Below are 19,781 nucleotides of genomic sequence, written 5' to 3' on the forward strand. Positions count from 1 at the left end.
GGTTGCGAAGGTTCCGAGGTGTCTCAAAACACCACTTACAGGGCTATCTGAACTTCCTCAGCCTCACACTCAACACAGACCAGTGGTTCGAGAAAATCCTAAGTACTGACTTCTACAGATGAGCGCATTTAAATTCGCTACCAGCTTCCATACGCTCCTAATAAATACAGCCGTTACAGCGGCACCAGCACAGGACGCCACCGCGTCAGCGTCGGGTTGTTGACCCGTGTCCTACGTGTGACCTACTGGCCTAGCGGACAACCGTGACCGGTACTGGTGCCCGTCGAGTGACCGTCTCGGCGACGCTCCCGAGTAGAATGCGAGACATCGGCGACCGACCGTGGCTCCCGATAACGATCTGATCGATATCGTGATCGTCTGCGAAGGCCACAATCTCACGTGACGGGTCGCCGACAGCAGTCCGTGTCTCGATTTCTACGCCATGCCCGTCGGCAATCTCCGCAGCCGCTTCAAACAGCTCTGTGGCGCGTTCGTCGGCCCGTTCACGAAGTTCATCGGTCCCGACCAGTGCCCGGGCGCTGTAGCTTTCTTCGATATAGTCGATGACGTACAGGACTGTGACCTCGGCGTCGGGGTGCAGAGAAACGGCGTGTTCGAGTGCTCGTTTCGCCATCGGCGATCGATCCATCGGAACGAGGATGTGAACTGTCATTGGTTGAGTTTGGTCAGTCAGCACTGTTTGGACGGCGTTGTTCAGAGATGCCCCACCAGCAAGAGAGTGAGGGGGAGCAGAACTAGAAACAGTCCGAATGCCAGAAAGAACCGGGGGTCCTCGAGGAGTCTATCTTGCCAGGCATCGATGACTGCGGTGTACGGTTCGTAGGTGACAAGCGCGACGAGAGTGAACAGCGTCGCCAGCCCCATCACCAGCAGGACGATCGCGACACCGGCGGTCGTCTCCAGCACGAACGCCACGACCAGTGTGTCGAAAAGCGTCCCAACGTTCGCGCCGAGGATGTACGGCACGATCTCCTCGCGCCGGACGAACTCCCGGTTGTACAACGGCACAACTATGCCGAGTGAAAAGGCAACACTCGTCGTGAGACCAGTGATCAACAGCCCGATAGCGAACGCCACCCATCGCCGCTCGAAATGTTGGAACATGTAGGTTCGGACCGTTTCGGTGTCAACGTGTTCTAACAGTTCGTCGAACAGCCAGAGGCTTCCGAACAGCAAGGCGAGCGCGATGACCATTGCCAACCCTGGCCCGACTGTGCGTGTCACGAAGACGGTAACTGGTTCGAAGTACTGCAGTGTCTGGAGGGACAGATCCAGCCCACTGGTCGCTGCAAGTAGCTCCGATTGAAACATCACCAGGACAACAAGTCCGAACGCGGTCACCGGGAGGTAGATGGAGAACGTGAGAAGAAAGGTGAGCAGCCCCAGACTCGTCCCCTCGGTCAGAGTTCGTCCACGACGCTCCTGAAGATAATCGAGGACACCGATAAAGACGACGATAGCCCCGCCGCCGAGTCGAGAGCCAGCGATCATCAGAAACGACTCCGGGACGGTAACGAGTCCGGATCGGAGCAGCGTCACCGTAAGCGCCGCGACGACCGAGCCGTTCGTCAGAGCGTAGGTCGTCAGCCAGCTCAGCCCGAGTGCGGAGCCGTTGCCGACGACGACTCGACGGAGGATCCGCTCGATGAAAGGCTCCGCTGCTTCAATCGCCGTCCCGAGTAGCTGAACGGCAAACAGGAACAGCAAGACCGTTGCGAGCGCGGCGATCCAGAGTGGCCCCACCTCGACCAACAGGGTCAGTACCCTCGCGGCTCCCGTCTGGCCCTCAGATAACTCGTCCGACCTGGTCATGTCTCGATTGATTACAGTCAGCGTCCGTTTGATTCTGACCCGTGTGATGAACACTCACCACAGCGCGCTGTTGGCTCGACGTGGGTAGTCAGGGAAACCGGTAGACGTTTGCCAGTTTCACCCAACCGGACAATCACTGATACATCCCCGCAGTCTGGGCCTGTTGTTCTTCCTGTTGCTGGTACTGTTGTAGCTGCTCGGCGATTTGTTTCTTTTGTTGCTGGATCTCTTCAGCCTGTTCGAGGAGCTTCTGTGTATCAATATCGAACTCGACGAGTGGCTCCAGTGCGTCTTCGATGACCGAGTGTGCGGCCCCGGGGTCGGGAATATATGGGTTCGATCGCACGATGAGGACTGCTGCTGGCACATCTTCCCGGTAACACTCGGCGACGAGTGCCCCAGTGACGCCTCCGACGACACCTGACCCCTCCGCTAACGTGATCCCCGCGTCGGTCAGTGCGGTCTCTAGCCGGTCTGTCGTGGCAATACCGATAACCTCCCCGCTACTCGTTTCAGATTCTGCTGGTGCCCCGGCGAGGAAAACAGCCCGTTCGAACTCTTCGGCCACATCGCTCAGAACGCACTGGCTCAACGAACCAAACGCATTCGGTGGGATCGGCACGTCACTCTGGAGAGTCATCACGTCTGGATTCCTCCCGCCATAGACTCGCACTGCGTCACGAACCCGGCCATCGTCGAATGGCGCGACTGGTGGGAAATCGTCTGAAACGATACTGCCATGTTGCTCTAATTCGAGTTGTTTCGTAATCTGGTCGACGGCAATCGAAGCGACCATTCCCAATCCGGGGAGACCCTCGATAAGCGTCGGTGATTCGGCTGTGAATTCGGTCTTCGTTTCGAAACGCGTGGATGGATTTTGTGTCACTACTCGACACCCACGGTAATTTTCGCGTGGCTAACATTAATTCGTGCTCGTGGTTTCCAGTGAGTGAGAAACCGACGCTGATTCGACGGTCGCCGTTTCAGGCTGCAATCAGCACCGGTCGCCCCGCCTCCTGAACGACACGGTCGGTCACACTGCCGATCTGCTGGGTTTTGGTGTGGGATTGACCGTGGTACCCCAGGATAATCAGATCTGCATCGACCTCGTCAGCATGATTGATAATCTCAACGTAGGGCTTTCCGTGGCAGCATCGAGTCGTGGTCTCGATATCGAGTGCTTCTGCTCGCTCGACGATTTCTTCGAGTTGCTGATTCCCCCAGTCTTCGACTGCCTGTGTTTCTGCTTCCAGGCTGCTCAGGGCTGGTTCTGAATACCGATCGGTGTCCACCACGAAGATGGCATTCAGCTCCGCATCGTGTTGTTCGGCCTGTTCGAGAGCGTGTGTGACTGCACGGTTCGCGTCTGCACTCCCGTCTGTTGCGACCAGGATTCTGTCGTACATACTTACCATTACGGGAGGGTGGCTTATCAATTCACCTACAGCTCCCGGCTACCGGTAATCCGGTGGAAAATAAAAACGATGGGAGGAGAATGGGGTGGTAGGCCACTTTGACCGGTCACAAGTATAAATCCGAACGGGTTGGCTGATTTTTCGAGTCCGGCCCTCGAAAGACTGGTTTACAGCCTCGGTCGACGCCCCTGCGACAGGCGGTGCCCCGGCAGATTTCTGCACCGTCCACGGGTATGCGCTGGCGGGCGTGGAAAGGATCGCGGAACAGGTCGGTGTCTGGGTTCATACTGCCGGCTGTACATTCGTAAGGATATGCGCCACCCCGGGGTGGCGCAATTCTTCAGTTTCTTACAGCCGGCAGTATCAGTACCACCAAAGAATATATACGTAATCTTCAAGAAATACGGTCGGAATGAGAGTATCGGGGACCGTTATCGCTGATTCTTCGACGGTCATCGAAGATGGGTGTGTGCTGATCGAGGGGGAGACAATCCGCACAGTCGGAGACCGCGAACGGCTGGCCGAGCAGTATCCGGACCATCGGGAACTCACGACAGATATCGTGATGCCCGGAATCGTCGGTGGACATATCCACTCGGTCCAGAGTCTCGGGCGTGGGATCGCGGAAGATTGCGAACTCTTCGACTGGTTGTTCGACTACATCCTCCCGATGGAGGCGACACTCACTGCCGACGAGATGGCTGCTGCAGCCAGACTCGGCTATCTCGAACTGATCGAGACGGGCACCACGACAGCGATCGATCACCTCTCCGTGGCACACGCTGACCGCGCGTTCGAAGCAGCGGGTGAGATGGGACTCAGGGGACTGCTCGGGAAGGTCCTGATGGACCGGCGTTCACCCGACGGCTTGCTCGAAGCGACGGCGGATGCACTCGCCGAGTCCGAACGGTTGATCCAAAAATACCACGGCAGTTTCGGCGACAGGATCCGGTACGCCGTCACACCGCGGTTCGCCGTCTCCTGTACCGAGGCGTGTCTGCGTGGGTGCCGGGAGTTGGCCGACAGCTACGACGGCGTTCGGATCCATACTCATGCCAGCGAGAACAGGAGCGAGATCGACACTGTCGAGGCCGACACGGGGATGGGCAACATCCACTGGCTCGACGAGGTCGGACTGACTGGCGAGGATGTCGTCCTCGCACACTGCGTGTGGACCGACGATTCTGAGCGAGAACTGCTGGCCGAAACCGGAACGCACGTCACGCATTGTCCGTCCTCGAATATGAAACTCGCAAGTGGAGTCGCACCAGTTGTGGACTATCTCGACCGTGGTATCAACGTCGCACTCGGCAACGATGGCCCACCCTGTAACAATACGCTCGATCCCTTCACGGAGATGAAACAGGCCAGCACACTCCAGAAAGTCGATCAGCTGGATCCAACGATCGCCGACGCGGAGACTATCTTCGAGATGGCAACCACCGGTGGTGCCAAGGCGGCCGGGTTCGACAGACTCGGCAAGCTGAAAGCGGGCTGGCGTGCCGATGTCATCGGACTCTCGACGGAGACGACACGTGCAACGCCGCTGTACGACCCACTCTCACATCTCGTGTACGGCGCCCGAGGTGAGGACGTCGAGCTAACGATCGTCGACGGGGAGGTGCTCATGGAGGATGGCGAGGTAATCGTCGCAGATGCTGATGCAATCAGAGACGAAGCGAACGATATCGCAGACTCCCTGGATCTGGAAGAGGCACGCGAGAACGCCCAGAGACTGAAACCCTGATCCGCTATTCGTGACCTCGATATCGGGAGGTTAGTTCGACCGGGCCAGCGTTCGCTGTTGCTATCAAAACGACGGAATCCAATACTATCGGCGGCTGGTTAGCCCGGATTGCATCACGTCAGCACACCACGGCAAAATATTGTGGAACTCTCACTGGCGTCCATGACGAATAACTATTTTTTCAAACCGGCACGAAACGTAACTATGGACAGAATCACCGACCAACTGTGGGTCAGCGATATCGATACGGTCGACTATTTTTCGGTCCCGGATGAGATCGATATCGTGATCTCGACCTGCCAGGACGAGGTGAGCGATGCAGTCCACTGCTCGTACGAACACTTCAGGATGGCAGATGGAACACAGGACGAATACGGTGGTGACGCAAGCTACCAGTACTTCGAACGAACAGTCGATTTTGTCCGGGAACAGCTCCAGGCTGGTCGAAACACACTCGTCCACTGCCATCTGGGCGTCTCACGGAGTCCGGCTGTGTGTGCCGCGACGATCGCTGCCGAGCGTGGACTCTCGTTCGACGATGCACTGGAGATTGTCGAAGATGTACGGTCAAAAGTGAACCCGAACGAGGATCTGCGAACACACGGCCGTAGATACCGATCCGAGAACAGCTAGAAAAAGACGATCCGAAGAGCCATCCCATGACGTTTCAGTGTGGGTGAATAATTAAGCAACTAGGGGCCGCAGAGAAACTATGGGCAAAGGTGATACACTCATCAACGCCGTTATCGGCGCAGTTGTGACGATAGTCCTCTCAGCCACCGGATTTTCACCCATTCTGGGCGGGGCAGTTGCAGGATATCTCCAGCGCGAATCCCGGACCAGCGGTGCCAAGGTCGGGGCCCTCTCGGGCGCGCTGTCGTTTCTTCCGTTCCTGTTTTTCGGATTTTTCTTCTTTGGCATCTTTCTTGGTGGAGCGATGGGCGTCCCCGGTGGCCCGGAGCTGTTTATTATTCTGTTCTTTATAACCCCCGTATTCTTGTTATGGAGCGTTGGACTCGGTGCACTCGGTGGCTATCTCGTCGTCTATCTCCGGGAAGACCTATCGACTACCGACGAGAGCCAGGAATCACTGTGAGAACCAGCAGTCGAGTCGAACTCGAAGCCACATCTGCTACTTCTTTCTGATTTGGTCCAAACCGGCGATGCGAGGAAGCGGGCTTTTGACTCGGGAACTATGCACCGTGGTCGTCGACACCGGATCTGGATCGTCAAGAGCGTGAGAGTAGCTCTCCGTGACCATCTCCGACGTGAGGAGTGTGGGATGTAGATTTTTGGCCAGCAAGGGCAAACCTAGTAAAGTACCCCAAAGGGATTGTACGATAGCACACCAGGGACAATCACGATGACCGAGAGCAACTCCGGACGGACGATTCAGAAGGCGAACCTTGCAGAGACTGCCGATCAGTTGCGACAGGGCCGTACTAGTCTCGGTGCGGAACTGACTCAGCGACAGTCCGCTTTGGCAGCTGTGGACCCAGAGATCCAGGCGTTCGTCCCGGAATCCTCCCGCTGGGACCGAATCGAACGCCGAGCGACCGAACTCGAAACGGAGTATCCAGATCCAAGGAGTCGACCACCACTGTTCGGAGTGCCCGTCGGAGTGAAAGATATTTTCCACGTCGACGGACTCGACACTCGGGCAGGTTCCGATCTCCCACCGGAGCAGTTGACAGGTGAGGAGGGCAGTGTCATCGAACGTCTCACCCAGGCCGGTGCAGTAACTCTCGGGAAGACAGTCACGGCTGAGTTCGCCTACTTCGAACCGGGGCCGACACGAAACCCACACAATACGGCCCACACACCAGGTGGATCGAGCAGTGGGTCGGCAGCCGCGGTCGCCGCAGGGCTCTGTCCTGCAGCAGTCGGGACACAGACAATCGGATCGATCTCCCGACCTGCAGCCTTCTGTGGCGTCTTCGGCGTCAAACCGAGTTACGGCCGGGTCCCGACAGATGGTCTCATCCACGTCTCGCCGTCGCTGGATCAGGTCGGCTACTTTACGCAGGATATCGAGGGAGCACAGCTGCTGGCTGCTGTCCTGTGTGACGAGTGGCAATCGATCCCGACTCCGCGTCAGAAACCAAAACTGGGGGTTCCAGACGGAGCCTATCTCCAGCAGGCAACCGAGACGGGACGGAGGGCATTCGAATCGAGTGTCGAGCAGTTCGCCGAGGCAGGCTACGAGATCGAGCGTATCGATATCTTCGAAGATATCGGCGCGATCAACGAACGACACGAGACACTCATGGCCGCCGAGATGGCCATCGCCCACGAATCGTGGTACGCCGAATTCCCCGACCACTACGCCGATGCCACCGCCGAGCTAATCGAGCGTGGCCAGCGGATCACAGCATCTGAAATCGCCTGGGGGCGGGAGGGTCGTACCGATCTCCGTGACGCACTCCACGCGACGATGGACGAGTACGGTATCGAGATCTGGATCTCGCCCGCAGCACCGGGACCAGCCCCCGACGGGATCGACGATACGGGTGATCCGGTGATGAATCTGCCGTGGACACACGCCGGTGTACCTACAATCTCGATTCCAGCCGGGACAGTAGAGAACGGCCTACCAGTCGGGATACAGTGTGCGGCGCGGTTCGGTGCCGACGAGGAGTTGCTCGCGTGGGCAGACGAACTAACTACAGCGATCTAGGAGCGATCCGGGAAGTCTTTGCGAACCGGATTCGTTGAGACTCGTATATGAGTGCAGTGGCCGGATCGCTCGGAGATTCACACCGCCTTACTTCTCGTGCTCGAAAATATGCGAACGACGTGATCTTCGGCGCAGAGTGGCCACTGACTCCGGATCACGTAGATCTCGACTGCCTTACCTTCGAAACGAGCACGAGAATGAAACGAAAACACGGGATCTGCATCACTCAGGGAGAAGACAGGTGTACAGTCCGTCTCTCGGAGAGAACCTACGACCGTGCCGGGTTCGAGGCGATCCAAGAGACGATTCGACACGAACTGGTACACGTCTACCAGCACCAGACCGCGGGTGTCGAGATGGGTCACGGCCAGTCGTTCAAGCAGTGGGTCGAACCACTGAACCTAGACGGACGATGCAGCCAGCACTACGAAGTCGGCGTCGAAGATTACTCTTATACGTTCCACTGCCCGAACTGTGGCTTCATCGGTGGCCGACACCGAATGTGCAAGACTGTCCGTGCGGGGATCGATGGAGAGCTGTACTGCCAACAGTGTGATTCTGTGGATGTCGGAGTGAGAGACGAACACGGAGTCGTGCTAACTGACAGGAATCACAACAACTCCTGTTGAGCATCCCGGAGAACCGAGGGTGAATCTACTCGGGAGAGACCGTTTCGTCACACCGTGGACAGTGGTCGCCCCATAATATCACTGATTTTAAACATTTCCAGAACATGTATTTCGTATGAGCTATCAGACGACCCTCGGCTGGTCGTTGATATCGTCCGGTATTGTGACCCTTATTCTGATCGGCCTGCCCGGCGACTCTCTCTGGTGGGGTATTGGTCTCCTCATTCTCGGGCTCATGGTTCTGTTCGTTCGCCAGTAAGATGCGTTCTCGATGATTCAATGTATCGTCACATCGAAGCAGCCACTCTCTTAGCGATGGAATTGAGTCTTCCGTCCGTCCGCAGTAAGAACCGATCTTCAACCCCGCCCACGGTGGGGCGGGGAATCCGCCTCGCTACCTAGTTTGAATCAGCTCTGGCGACCAACGTACTTTGGGGCGTAGCGTGTACAAATAATGCAGTCACCCGCTGGATTTTACCAACCACGATTGATCCGGCACACATGCCACTCATGGTAATCGTCGCAACCGGGATAGTCCTCTCACCGCTCGCCATACTGGTCGCGGCCCTGCTTCGGGTGGCAACAGTATCGCTGTACACTGTATCGGTCGGAACATTTAGTCTACCTGATAAAATGTTCGACAGCGATTGATACTGCCGGCTGTACATTCGGAAAGATATGCGCTACGCCGGGGTGGCGCAATTCTTCAGTTTCTTACAGCCGGCAGTATGAGTTCCAGTTGTTATCACTCCCAGGGATGCTGTCCGGGGCTATCGGGCCACATCGGATACCAGTACTCCTTGTTCGTTTCGAGATCGAGTTCGCCGTCGAGCACACTTTCGAGTTTGAATTCGGCACTGCTGTCGCGCTCGTGGCTGCCCGTCGGTGCGAAGGGGTAGTAGGCCCCGCGTCGGAACGAATACACCCAGTAGACGGGCGTTTCCGTTTTTTCGAAGGCAAAGAGCGCAGCGAGAAGGCGTGATCCAAAGCCGGATTCGACGAGTGTGTCGGCAGCGAAGTGGATACTCGTTACCAGGTCTTCGACGTTGTCATCTTCAAGTACGACCCAGTCGTAGCCGTGGTCGTCCTGGACGAATCTGGCCCGTGTTCCTGTTTCGACCTCGCCGGCTTCCAGAATTGCCTCGACGTCGGTGACGGCGTCCTCGAAGTCGGTGCTGTCGACCGCCGAGAAACAGAGCGCTGCATCACCTGTCGGCTCGTAACCGAGGTCGGCCTCCATCGTCACGTAGGCCGTGCTCATCCCGAAGAGGTCGTCAGGGTCCGCATCACGGGTCGCGTCGGCTTCGGCACGCAATCCCAGAACGGCTTTGAGGCCGTCGAATAATCCCATGTCTCCGAATCAGCGCTCCGAATCCTTAATTCCGCCGTTCAGACGGTTTCAGTTGCCAGTACATCACGTGGATACAAAGCGAGTCCCGAAGCAGTATTAGCCCTGTTCGAGTTCCTGTTCTAACGCCTGGAGTTTCTCGATCCGTTTCTCGGTCGAGGGGTGTGTCCGGGCAATTTTTCCGATAAAGCCGCTCTTGATCGGGATGATGAAGAATGCGTTCATCTCCGCCTGGTCACGCATATCTCTCTCGGGGATCTTGTCCATCCGGCCGTCGATTTTCAGGAGTGCGTTGGCGAGTGCCGACGGTCGCCCGGTGATCAGTGCACCGCCACGGTCGGCAGCGAACTCCCGGTAACGGCTAAGCGTGCGAATGAGAATGAACGAGACGACCCAGACCACCAGTGAGATGAGGACCGCAACCATGACGCCACCACCACGCCGGTCGCGGCCGCCCCCGCCGAAGAGCCATCCCCAGCGGACGATGATGAACGCGATCGTCGAGAGGAACGAGGCGATAGTCATCACCATCACGTCGCGGTTCTTGATATGTGCTAGTTCGTGTGCCAGGACACCTTCGAGTTCTTCCTGAGTCAGCGTCTCCATGATGCCACTGGTAACAGCGACGGTGGCGTTCTTCTGTGAGCGACCAGTCGCGAACGCGTTCGGGACGTCCATATCTGCGACGGCGACCGTCGGCTTCGGGAGGTCGGCCTGCTGGGAGAGTCGGCTGACTGCCCGGTGGAGATCCGGATACTCCTCTTCGCTGACCTCCCGTGCGCCCATGCTGCGGAGCGCGAGTTTATCGCTGAAAAACAGCTGGGCGAACGAGAACAGTCCCATCATAATGACCACTAACAGAAGACTCTCGAAGTAGACGGTCAGTACGCCGATAAATACGAGATACAGGGCGGCGAGCAGGAACATGGTCACACCCATCCGCGCTCGCAATCCCCAGTCTGTTTGCCACTGCATAGTTTATTCTAAGTGTCAACTCCTACTAAGTAGTACGGTGGCGATGACCCTTACACTTGTGGTACTCAGGGCAGTTAACGAACAGAGGGAGCTACGATTACACCAATCGCATGACTCTGTGAGGCAAGCCCGATCTAGCTACCAACGAGGCCACCATCTGGATTAAGATACTGGAATTCCAACAGAAACTAATGACAGAGATCATTCTTTACGGCGGGAAAGGTGGTGTCGGCAAGACGACGGTCGCGGTCGGAACTGCCGTGGAGCTGGCCCGGAACGACTACGAGACGTTGATCGTCTCGACCGATCCAGCACACTCTCTAAGCGATGCGACCGACGCGAATCTCAGTGGTGAGCCCAGCGAAATCCGACACAATCTCTGGGGGGTAGAAATCGACCCCCAGACAGGTGTCGATCGGTACCGGTCGTTGTTCGAGTTGCTGGCATCGGATCTGGCCGACGCCGGCATCACACTCGACGAAGATGAGGTTGCGTCGCTCTTTACATCCGGAATCATGCCCGGGAGTGACGAACTAGCCGCACTGGACGGCTTGACGAGGTTTCTCGGTACCGATCGGTGGGACCGGATCGTCTTCGATACTGCACCGACCGGACACACACTCCGGTTGCTCGATCTCCCCTCGGTAATGGACGAGGGTGCAGCCGCTGCGCTGGATATCCGTGAGCAGGTCCGCCGGAAAGTGGACACCGCCCGGACGATGCTGTTCGGGCCGATGGCCCGACGGCGATCGGAGGACTCGGACGAATTCACCGAACTCCGTGAGCAGATGACGTTGCTCACCGAAGTACTCCGTGACCCCGACAGGACGGAGTTCCGTGTGGTCACGATTCCGGAACCGATGGTTGTGAAAGAAACCGAGCGGCTGGTGACACAGCTCCGGAACTTCGAGATTCCAGTGACCTGTCTCGTCGTGAACAAGGTAATCGAAGATCCCGGCTCCTGTCATCGGTGTCAATCGCGCCAGACGGTCCAGGAGGAAGCAATCGAGACACTCCGGACCGCAGTTCCGGCACTCGAACTCCGGACAGTACCCGACAAACCCGGTGAGTTAACCGACCTGGATGCACTGGGGGAAATCGGTGCACTGGTCGAGACGGCAGAACGACCAGTCGAATCCGGTGAGAACTGACTGTTTCGGTGCCTGAAGGCTACAGCTGGTCTGCAGTACTCACGTGCATCCCGACGAACTGCCAGTCCGCTGGGCGTTTCTCCAGTGTCCCGCTCCAGCGGGTTTCGTACTCCAGGCGTTTTTCTGTCTCGACATTTGTCCAGGCCATGGAAACCGTATCGCCGAACCAGGCGTGCTCTTCGCGTTCCGTGACTTGGAGTTCGTGGCTGGTCACCGCCCAGTCTGTCGTCGTTTCTGTTTGGGAACGGAGACCGACCTCGATCTGGTCGCTGCCAACGAGGTGTTCGGAGATACCGAACTTTACGTATGGGTCGTCCTCGGACCGCTCGTCGGCGAAAAACCGACCGAGTGGATCGCCAGCGCGGAGTGACTCGTAGTATTCGGTGATAGTTGTCCGTGCGTCCATACCGACAGAACGGGGTCGACGGCCAAATCCTTCCGGGTACACCTCTCCGTCTCGATTCCAGTTCAGAGAGATGTTTCCTGGAGCGGTCGGCGGTTCGTTCATATCGCTGGAAGTGGAATGGTGTTCTATGGAGTTTGTCTCAGCGCACGGTGAACACATCCCTGCAATCGGGCTCGGGACCTACCAGTTGCGGGGGCAGTCCTGTGTCGACGTCGTCCAGGAGGCACTCGATCTGGGATACAGACACATCGACACTGCAGAGTACTACAACAACCAGCGTGAAGTGGGTGAGGCGATCAGATCGGCAGCGATCGATCGGGAGGAAATCTTCCTCACAACAAAGGTCTGGCGGTCGAACCTGGCGTACGACGACTTCATCCAGTCTGCAGAGGAGAGCCTGGACAAACTCGGACTGGAGTACGTCGATCTGCTCTTGATTCACTGGCCCAGCCACAGTGTTCCGATCGAGGAAACGATGGAGGCGATGACCGAACTCCACGACGAGGGGAAAACCCGTCACATCGGCGTCAGCAACTTCTCTGTCGGTCAGTTACAGGAGGCCCGGGAAGTGTCAGATGTGCCGATTCTCACGGATCAAGTCGAGTACAATGCGTTCACTGGCCAGTCTGATCTTATCGAGTACTGCATCGGGAGCGATACGATGGCAACAGCCTACAGTCCACTGGCGAAAGGGAAGGTCGCAAAAAACGAGACTCTGGCGTCGATCGGCGACCGATACGACAAATCGGCCTCCCAGGTCGGGCTCAGATGGCTGGTGCAACAGGATATGGTTTCGGCGATTCCGAAAGCCTCCAGTCGCAAGCATCTCAAAGAGAACATCGAGATTTTCGACTTCGAACTCACTGACGAGGAAATGGAACGGGTGTTCGAACTCCATCGTGGTCTCGGAAGCAAACTTCGTGACGCCCTGGGTCTGTGATGGTCACGACGTATTCGGCAGAAAACTGGACGCTAACCCGTCAGAACGGACTGGTGAGCGTCGACTTCGGAATCGAGTTTCTGACAGTCACGAGCGGGTCGACGACCTGACTGATCTCCAGGTTACCGACCAGACTCGAAAACATATACGCCTCCGTGGTCGACAGGTCGTGCTCGGTAGCGAGTAATTCGATCGCATCCCGGTTAGCGAGCTTGCAGGCTTCCTCCATCGTTTCGGCACTGGCAATCGTTTTCCAGGCATTGGGTGTCTCGACCATCGGTCGGTCGAGATCGACTGCTGGATCGGAGATCACGTCGACTGTGAGATCGATCTCCGTTGCGATCTCGGCGCCAGTACCACACATCTCTCCGTCTGCCATCGCAGCCTTGCAATCACCCATCGCCAGCATCGCACCCGTCTGGAAGACCGGGAAGTATGCGACGTTTCCCGCAGTCATGTCGGTCGTATCGAGGTTCCCACCGTGATCGTGCGGGACGAGCGTGGTGTAGGAATCCCTACGCGGTGCAACCCCGATCGTTCCGATTACCGGATCGATTGGAACGTCGATACCCTCGAAGGTTATATTTTCGTCCTCGACAGGTGTCATCCGGGTCTCTGGCGCCTGGATTCCCGGTTCGCCGTCGAGTAACCCGAACCCGTCTATCGTGATGACTCGGCCCGTCTCTTCGGCGAGTTCGATCGACTCGATTTCGACGCGGAGGATATCACCCGGTGACGCGCCGGCGACGGCGATCGGGCCAGTCGCTGCATTGACCTCGTCCGGAACGGACTCGATGAGATCCGACTCAGACTGGACTGCACCGTCGAGGCTATCGCGTGTCCCAATTCGGAGTTGATCACCAGCCTCGATTTCAGCGATCGCGTCGAGATCCGGCCTGAATTCGTAAATGACGCCCTGTTCGTGCGAAATCTGTTTGCGTGACATATCGAAAGCTGTGGACTACAGAGAAATAATGATTGGCCACCGAGAAGGGGTATCTCCAGGGGGAAATCGGGCAACACCCCCGAACAGGGTGACAAAGCATCGGACGTAAGAAGCTACACCGTCTACTGTCGGTGATGTCAGCGGACCTTTTTACGTCGATCGAGCTGTCGGAGAAAACCGCGTCGAACCGGGTGATGGTGTCGCCGATGTGCCAGTACTCCTGTGAAGACGGCGACGGACTGGCGACAGACTGGCATTTCCAGCATCTGACGAGTCGCGCAGTCGGCGGAGCAGGGGTCGTCATGACAGAGGCGACCGCTGTCGAAGCCCGTGGCCGAATCACACCGACCGATCTCGGTATCTGGAGCCACGAGCACGCCGACGCACTCGCAGATATCACCACATTCGTTCGCGATCAGGGGAGTCTGCCGGGCATTCAGCTGGCACACGCTGGTCGGAAAGCCTCGAAAACGCGACCATCCGACGGCTCGGAGCCACTCCAGCCCGACGATGGTGGCTGGGAGACAGTTTCGCCGACCGGGGAGCCGTGGCCCTACGACGACGAACCGCCGGTGACCCGTCGGATGGACGAAGAAGATCTAGCGGGCGTTCAAAAATCGTTTGCCAACGCGGCCAGACGTGCCGACAAGGCCGGGTTCGAGATCGCGGAGGTCCACGCCGCCCACGGCTATCTCCTCCACCAGTTTCTCTCGCCTGCAGTCAACGACCGTGACGACGAGTATGGTGGGAGCTTCGAGAACCGGATCCGGTACCCACTGGAGATTATCGACGCAGTCAGAGACGTCTGGCCGGACGAGAAGCCCCTGTTCGTCCGGATCTCTGCGACAGACTGGCTTCCAGACCGCGACTCCTGGACCGTCGAGGACTCAGTTCGGTTCGCAGATCACGCCGCCAAGCACGGGGTCGATCTCGTCGACGTGAGTGCGGGCGGCATCCACCCAGAGCAGCAGATTCCGGACACCGGACCCGGCTACCAGGTCCCCTATGCACAGCGAATTTCAGAGGAAAGCGACGCCGATAGTCTGGTGGGTGCCGTCGGCGGTATCACGACGCCCGAACAGGCTGATGCACTCGTTCGAAACGGTCGGGCTGATCTCGCAATTCTCGGCCGTGAACACCTCCGAGATCCGTACTTCACGATACACGCAGCACAGAAACTCGATCGGATGGACGAGATTGAACTCCCGAGACAGTATCTGCGGGCGTTCTGAGAGCGCAGGGCGCAGTACGCAACTCGACTACTCGCCGTCGAGTGGCTCTCCCCGTCGGTCGATCCGGGTGGCTGGCAACCCGGCACGGTCGGCGTGTTCCCGGATCGCAGCTTCGTCTTCAGCCTGGTAGTGACAGAACGTGCCCGTGATCTGGTCGTCCTCGTTTTTCAGGACCTCCGACTCTACCCACCGGATGCCGACCCCCTCGTTCCGTAGCTCTTCCAGCGTCTGTCCGGACGTCTCGCCGGCAGCTTCGAGTTCTTCCTCGGTTATCGGTTCGTCGAGATTCCGGAGGATCAGGAAGTCCTCTAATTCCTGGGTCGATTGTTCAGTAACCATGTTCGGAATTACCCCACATCGCAACTGAAAATCCAGAGAGTCAAATAATTACTCCCCCGGGACATTTCTGTAATCGGAGCCAGCGTCCCCATTGAAGTTTCATTCGCCGAACACGAGCGTTTTTACCACAACTGGAACTGTATCGTCGTCAGCGAGTGGCGTCCCCACGTCCACGTACGTTCCGGAGTCGACGGTGATTTCGTCGAGAACCAGAACAGATTGTTCGATCCCTGTTTCCCTCCGCAGTGATTGTCCAAGGGCTTTCCCACAGTTCTGTCGGGTGATAACGAGAATCGGGCCGTCTATCGACACCGTTTCGTAGGCATCGACAATCGCGTTTGCGACACGCTGTAACCGATCGTAGGTGAGCGGACCCAGCGTATCGAATGCGAGGAAAAATCGGGAGAGATTCGCTGGTTCTCTCTCCCCTGTATGATCTTCGGATGTTTTACTGTCAGAACTGTACAGCGATTCCCCGCGACGGACGCCAGCCGTTACCTGATCCGTGAGTTCACTTTCGTCAGCCTCGCTCAGATCTGGAATGGTGACGACCGGAACGTTACGCAGTGGGAGAAGTTCCTCTTCGAGGCCGATCGTTCGCCCGGAGAGCCGAGTCGTCGTCGTTCCAGTCCCGATCACCGTCGCCCGAATATCTTCGTCCGGAACGATCCGGTTCCAGGCACTGAATCGGTCGTTGGTACTGATAGCCCGAGCGAGGACGCCTCCGATATCCCGATATTCGAACGGGGTATCGAACTCACCTCTCGTGACGAGATGGCCGACGCCGCCGGTGAACGACACCGCGTCGAATTCGATGGGTTCGTGGGGCAACTCGCCGATTGCGAGGGCAGGGAGCGGATCCGGATAGGGTGGTCCCTCGAGCAAGTGGGCAAGTAACTCGGCCATGCGCTCCCCGAGACTGTCGAGCACCTGGGAATCCACCGGGTCACCGGTCTTTATTTCGATACCCAACTGGGTCAATAAGGGGTGTATCGAGTCCGAAACCGCCGTCACTCGCCCATCTTCGATCTGGATGAGCCGGCCACCGATACGACAGCATCGCGTCTCCTCGACGTGGTCACCGGAGAAAATCGCGATGTTCGTCGTCCCGCCGCCGATGTCGATATTCGCGACTGTCACGTCGTGGGTCGCAGCATACGCTGCCACACCGGATCCACGGCCTGCCAGGACAGCCTCTAGTTCCGCACCGGCCGTCTCGACCACAAACTCACCGATGTCGATAGCCAGTTCTCGAACGACCGCCGCGGCGTTGGACGATCGGGCTGTCTCGCCGGTCACGATCACTGCGCCTGTGTCGATCTGTTTGGCGTCGAGTCCTGCCCGGTCGAACTCCTGTTCGACAATTCTGGCGACTCCCTCCGCGTCGATCGTTGCGGGATCAAGTAGTGGTGTCTCGTGGATCTCTCCCCGGTAGAGCACCTCTCTGTCAGTGACTGCCAGTTTCCCCGCACTCGTCGGATCAGTCACCTCGACAGTCAGCCTGCTAACCACGACCTGTGTCGTGGTCGTCCCGATGTCGATACCGACACTCGTCAGAGAATCTTCGGACATTGGTGCAGGAACGCGTCAGAGCGCCCCGGTCGGGTCATTTCTGGAACTCACGGTCATCCTCGCGGAGATCGAGACCGCTGGCCTGCTTTTCGACGATTTCCGAAAGGAGATCTGCGATCTCTGCACCAGCCTCGATGGGTGGAATACCGCCCTCGTGGATATTCGAGATGACAGATTTTTTTGCCGTCGGTGCACCGCGTTTCGGGTCGTACACCATGTAGGCGCTGAGACTCTTGGCTGATCGCAGTCCTGGGCGTTCGCCGATCAGGTTGACACAGCACTCGGCACCGAGTTCTTCGCCGATTGCATCCATCACGTCGACGCGCCCGAACTCGACAAAGACCGGCGTCCCAACCTCCAGTCCCCGTTCTTCGAGGCCGTCCTGCAGTGATCGCAAGAGATCCGGGACGTTCGCTTCCACGGCTGTGGAACTGAGTCCATCGCTTACGATGATCTGTGCCTGAGGGTTCTGTTCGCAGCGATCACGGAGTTCAGTTGCGGTCTCCTCGGAAATATCGCTCCCGAGATCTGGCCGGGCGAGATACTGGTCTTTATCCTCGACGAGACTCCGGATTTTCACCAGGCCGAGGTCGTCAATCAGCTGTTCGTCGACAGTGGTCAACACTGCATCTCGTGCGCGACCGTGATCTTCGAGGAAGGTGAGCAACGTCTCGGTTCTGGGGCGTGCTCCGCTCCGGCCCACCCCCAGTCGCGAGGGGTTTCTGTCGACGATGCGTTTCAGGGTCTGTTCGTCCGCAACGTCGTGATCGGTCGGATCTAGTTGGCTCATTGGTAGTATTATGTGAAAATGGTCGGGTCTCCGGCACGGTCAGTCAACGTCCCGTCACGCCAGATGTCCATCTCCGCGAGCCACTCGCGGAACTCGGGTGCCGGCCCGAGGTCGAAAATCTCCCACAGCGCCCCAGCGTCGTGGTAGCTGGTCGACTGGTAGTTCAACATGACGTCGTCTCCCATCGGAACAGTGATGAAGTAGTTCGCACCTGCAGCACTCAACAGCACTGCGAGGTTCTCGATATCGTTCTGGTCAGCGTGGATGTGGTTCGTGTAACAGGCGTCGATCCCCATCGAAATCCCGTGCAACTGACCCATGAACACGTCTTCGATCCCGGCGCGGATCACTTGCTGGCCGTCGTAGAGGTATTCCGGTCCGATGAATCCCACGACTGTATTCACCAGAAACGGGTCGTACCGCTTTGCGAGGCCGTAGCAGCGGGCCTCCAGCGTCAACTGATCGACGCCCTCGTGAGCGTCGCCGGATAACTCCGCACCTTGTCCGGTCTCGAAATACATGATATTGGGACCACTCGCTGTACACTGTCGCTGCCCGAGGTCGTAGGCTTCGTCCAGCAGTTCGACGTCGATACCGAACTCGTCGTTCCCGGCTTCGGTGCCTGCGAGACTCTGGAAGATCAGGTCTGCAGGCGCCCCCTCCCGAATGGCATCCATCTGGGTCGTCACGTGCGCCAGACAGCAGTTCTGGGTCGGTATCCCCCACTCTTCGATAAAGTCGTGTGTCGCATCGAGAATCGACCTCGTCGTTCCAACGCTGTCCTCGACGGGATTGATACCGATGACTGCATCGCCGACACCGTAGGACAACCCCTCGCGTGTCGAATCGAGGATATTGTCCACGTTATCGGCAGGATCGTTGGGCTGGAGACGGAATGAGAGCGAGCCATCGGTGCCAACTGTGTTGTTACAGCGGGCAGTCACGGTCATTTTCGACGTCGCCAGAATAAGATCCATATTCGACATGATCTTGGTGACTGCCGCAATCATCTCGCTGGTAAACCCCGGCCGGATCGCCTGTATCTCCCGGTTCGTCGTGTTCTCGTCGACAAGAAACTCCCGCAGGTCCGCAACGGTCCAGTCTTTGATCCGCTCGTAGACGGGCTCTCTGACCGCATCCTGAATAACTCGGGTCACCTCGTCGTCGTCGTAGGGAACGACCGGATTCTCACGGAGCGTTTCGAGTGTCAACTGGCTCACTGCCCGCTTGGCAGCGACACGCTCGGCAGCCGAGTCGGCAGCGATCTCTGCGAGTTCGTCTCCGGTTTTCCGTTCGTTGGCCTTTGCCAACAGTGTCCGGATCGAATCGAATTTGTACTCCCCCGACCCCATTGCGTCAACTGTTGACATATCACATAAAAACGCTCGTGAAACTATAATACTTGTCATCTTATAGTAAAGTCCATTTTATATTGATAAAGTGGGCTTGCGGAAAACACGCTCCACTCACCCACAGCTATCACTGTAGGGTTCGCGCTGCAACTGGACTGGATCAGTTACAAAAATGTCAAATATCAATTCGATAAGTCTGCAGTTGCGGTTGCTAACGGTGGTAAACAGGAAGGCGAGTAATCGAGGACGGGTTTGATTTCTCATACTGCCGGCTGTAAATTCGTAAAGATATGTGCCACCCCGGGGTGGCGCAATTCTTCAGTTTCTTACAGCCGGCAGTATCAAAGCAATTCTCGACTCTGTTTCATCGAGTCACTTGAAGATGCATGCGGGCATCAGTAAACGGTCACTACATATATTGCACTTTGT

The 19,781-nt window shown here is 57.5% G+C and carries 22 protein-coding genes and 1 pseudogene; 11 read left to right on the forward strand and 12 right to left on the reverse strand.

Translation table 11 applies throughout. From position 1 onward, the window contains the following. Positions 1 to 122: pseudogene (locus EOW68_RS17475) on the forward strand (IS1595-like element ISHti5 family transposase); the annotation flags it as partial. 128 nt (positions 123 to 250) lie between these two features. Here EOW68_RS17475 and EOW68_RS17480 read toward each other — a convergent pair. From EOW68_RS17480 to EOW68_RS17495, 4 genes are all read right to left on the reverse strand, one after another. Further along, a complete protein-coding gene (locus EOW68_RS17480) occupies positions 251 to 673 on the reverse strand; it encodes a universal stress protein (RefSeq protein ID WP_128226442.1) in 423 nt (140 codons plus the stop codon). 41 nt (positions 674 to 714) lie between these two features. Next, the gene (locus EOW68_RS17485; RefSeq protein WP_431359034.1) at positions 715 to 1,833 is read right to left on the reverse strand and encodes a Na/Pi cotransporter family protein; all 1,119 of its coding nucleotides are present in this window, start codon (positions 1,831 to 1,833) and stop codon (positions 715 to 717) included. Positions 1,834 to 1,966: 133 nt separating this feature from the next. Then, positions 1,967 to 2,719, reverse strand: a complete 753-nt coding sequence (locus EOW68_RS17490; RefSeq protein ID WP_128226443.1) for a proteasome assembly chaperone family protein — start codon at positions 2,717 to 2,719, stop codon at positions 1,967 to 1,969. 97 nt (positions 2,720 to 2,816) lie between these two features. Then, positions 2,817 to 3,239, reverse strand: coding sequence for a universal stress protein (locus tag EOW68_RS17495; protein WP_128226444.1), 423 nt, complete (start codon positions 3,237 to 3,239; stop codon positions 2,817 to 2,819). Positions 3,240 to 3,660: 421 nt separating this feature from the next. Between EOW68_RS17495 and EOW68_RS17500 the strand changes: the two genes are divergently transcribed. The 7 genes from EOW68_RS17500 (at position 3,661) to EOW68_RS19110 (ending at position 8,952) form a co-directional block, all read left to right on the forward strand. Further along, positions 3,661 to 4,995, forward strand: coding sequence for a 5'-deoxyadenosine deaminase (locus tag EOW68_RS17500; RefSeq protein ID WP_128226445.1), 1,335 nt, complete (start codon positions 3,661 to 3,663; stop codon positions 4,993 to 4,995). A 204-nt stretch (positions 4,996 to 5,199) separates the two neighbouring features. Beyond that, positions 5,200 to 5,628 carry a dual specificity protein phosphatase family protein gene (locus EOW68_RS17505; protein WP_431359035.1) on the forward strand — a complete coding sequence of 143 codons (429 nt, stop codon included), beginning with the start codon at positions 5,200 to 5,202 and terminating at the stop codon, positions 5,626 to 5,628. Between the two features lie 79 nt (positions 5,629 to 5,707). After that, complete coding sequence (locus EOW68_RS17510; protein ID WP_128226447.1) at positions 5,708 to 6,091, forward strand: DUF5518 domain-containing protein; 384 nt, start codon at positions 5,708 to 5,710, stop codon at positions 6,089 to 6,091. Positions 6,092 to 6,358: 267 nt separating this feature from the next. Continuing rightward, positions 6,359 to 7,672: an amidase gene (locus EOW68_RS17515; protein ID WP_128226448.1), complete on the forward strand. Its 1,314-nt coding sequence runs from the start codon at positions 6,359 to 6,361 to the stop codon at positions 7,670 to 7,672. Positions 7,673 to 7,719: 47 nt separating this feature from the next. Beyond that, entirely contained in the window at positions 7,720 to 8,301 is a 582-nt protein-coding gene (locus EOW68_RS17520) for a SprT-like domain-containing protein (RefSeq protein WP_128226449.1), read from the forward strand. A gap of 115 nt (positions 8,302 to 8,416) precedes the next feature. After that, positions 8,417 to 8,560, forward strand: a complete 144-nt coding sequence (locus tag EOW68_RS18995) for a hypothetical protein (RefSeq protein ID WP_431359036.1) — start codon at positions 8,417 to 8,419, stop codon at positions 8,558 to 8,560. Between the two features lie 212 nt (positions 8,561 to 8,772). Then, entirely contained in the window at positions 8,773 to 8,952 is a 180-nt protein-coding gene (locus EOW68_RS19110; protein WP_489666327.1) for a DUF7972 family membrane protein, read from the forward strand. 94 nt (positions 8,953 to 9,046) lie between these two features. Here the strand turns inward: EOW68_RS19110 and pspAB are convergent, their stop codons facing one another. Next, a complete protein-coding gene (gene pspAB / locus EOW68_RS17525) occupies positions 9,047 to 9,652 on the reverse strand; it encodes a PspA-associated protein PspAB (protein WP_128226450.1) in 606 nt (201 codons plus the stop codon). A gap of 96 nt (positions 9,653 to 9,748) precedes the next feature. Then, positions 9,749 to 10,624, reverse strand: coding sequence for a zinc metalloprotease HtpX (htpX, locus tag EOW68_RS17530; RefSeq protein ID WP_128226451.1), 876 nt, complete (start codon positions 10,622 to 10,624; stop codon positions 9,749 to 9,751). A 191-nt stretch (positions 10,625 to 10,815) separates the two neighbouring features. Here htpX and EOW68_RS17535 point away from each other — a divergent pair, with 191 nt between their 5' ends. After that, positions 10,816 to 11,775: an ArsA family ATPase gene (locus EOW68_RS17535; protein ID WP_128226452.1), complete on the forward strand. Its 960-nt coding sequence runs from the start codon at positions 10,816 to 10,818 to the stop codon at positions 11,773 to 11,775. 19 nt (positions 11,776 to 11,794) lie between these two features. On the opposite strand, the gene EOW68_RS17540 is transcribed toward EOW68_RS17535, so the two are convergent. Further along, positions 11,795 to 12,181, reverse strand: a complete 387-nt coding sequence (locus EOW68_RS17540; RefSeq protein WP_128226453.1) for a nuclear transport factor 2 family protein — start codon at positions 12,179 to 12,181, stop codon at positions 11,795 to 11,797. Between the two features lie 127 nt (positions 12,182 to 12,308). Between EOW68_RS17540 and EOW68_RS17545 the strand changes: the two genes are divergently transcribed. After that, entirely contained in the window at positions 12,309 to 13,121 is an 813-nt protein-coding gene (locus EOW68_RS17545; RefSeq protein WP_128226454.1) for an aldo/keto reductase, read from the forward strand. Positions 13,122 to 13,161: 40 nt separating this feature from the next. Here EOW68_RS17545 and EOW68_RS17550 read toward each other — a convergent pair whose 3' ends face one another. Further along, entirely contained in the window at positions 13,162 to 14,067 is a 906-nt protein-coding gene (locus EOW68_RS17550; RefSeq protein WP_128226455.1) for an acetamidase/formamidase family protein, read from the reverse strand. Positions 14,068 to 14,201: 134 nt separating this feature from the next. Here EOW68_RS17550 and EOW68_RS17555 point away from each other — a divergent pair, with 134 nt between their 5' ends. Then, positions 14,202 to 15,299 carry an NADH:flavin oxidoreductase/NADH oxidase gene (locus EOW68_RS17555; RefSeq protein WP_128226456.1) on the forward strand — a complete coding sequence of 366 codons (1,098 nt, stop codon included), beginning with the start codon at positions 14,202 to 14,204 and terminating at the stop codon, positions 15,297 to 15,299. A gap of 27 nt (positions 15,300 to 15,326) precedes the next feature. On the opposite strand, the gene EOW68_RS17560 is transcribed toward EOW68_RS17555, so the two are convergent. The 4 genes from EOW68_RS17560 to EOW68_RS17575 form a co-directional block, all read right to left on the reverse strand. Then, positions 15,327 to 15,638 carry a DUF4242 domain-containing protein gene (locus EOW68_RS17560; RefSeq protein ID WP_128226457.1) on the reverse strand — a complete coding sequence of 104 codons (312 nt, stop codon included), beginning with the start codon at positions 15,636 to 15,638 and terminating at the stop codon, positions 15,327 to 15,329. Positions 15,639 to 15,737: 99 nt separating this feature from the next. Further along, on the reverse strand, positions 15,738 to 17,210 hold the full coding sequence (locus EOW68_RS17565) for an ethanolamine ammonia-lyase reactivating factor EutA (RefSeq protein WP_128226458.1): 1,473 nt from the start codon (positions 17,208 to 17,210) through the stop codon (positions 15,738 to 15,740). Between the two features lie 34 nt (positions 17,211 to 17,244). Beyond that, positions 17,245 to 18,000, reverse strand: coding sequence for an ethanolamine ammonia-lyase subunit EutC (eutC, locus tag EOW68_RS17570; protein ID WP_128226459.1), 756 nt, complete (start codon positions 17,998 to 18,000; stop codon positions 17,245 to 17,247). A gap of 8 nt (positions 18,001 to 18,008) precedes the next feature. After that, a complete protein-coding gene (locus EOW68_RS17575) occupies positions 18,009 to 19,370 on the reverse strand; it encodes an ethanolamine ammonia-lyase subunit EutB (RefSeq protein WP_128226460.1) in 1,362 nt (453 codons plus the stop codon). Positions 19,371 to 19,781 lie beyond the last annotated feature (411 nt).

The organism is Halovenus amylolytica, assembly GCA_004015825.1.
Classification (GTDB): domain Archaea; phylum Halobacteriota; class Halobacteria; order Halobacteriales; family Haloarculaceae; genus Halovenus; species Halovenus amylolytica.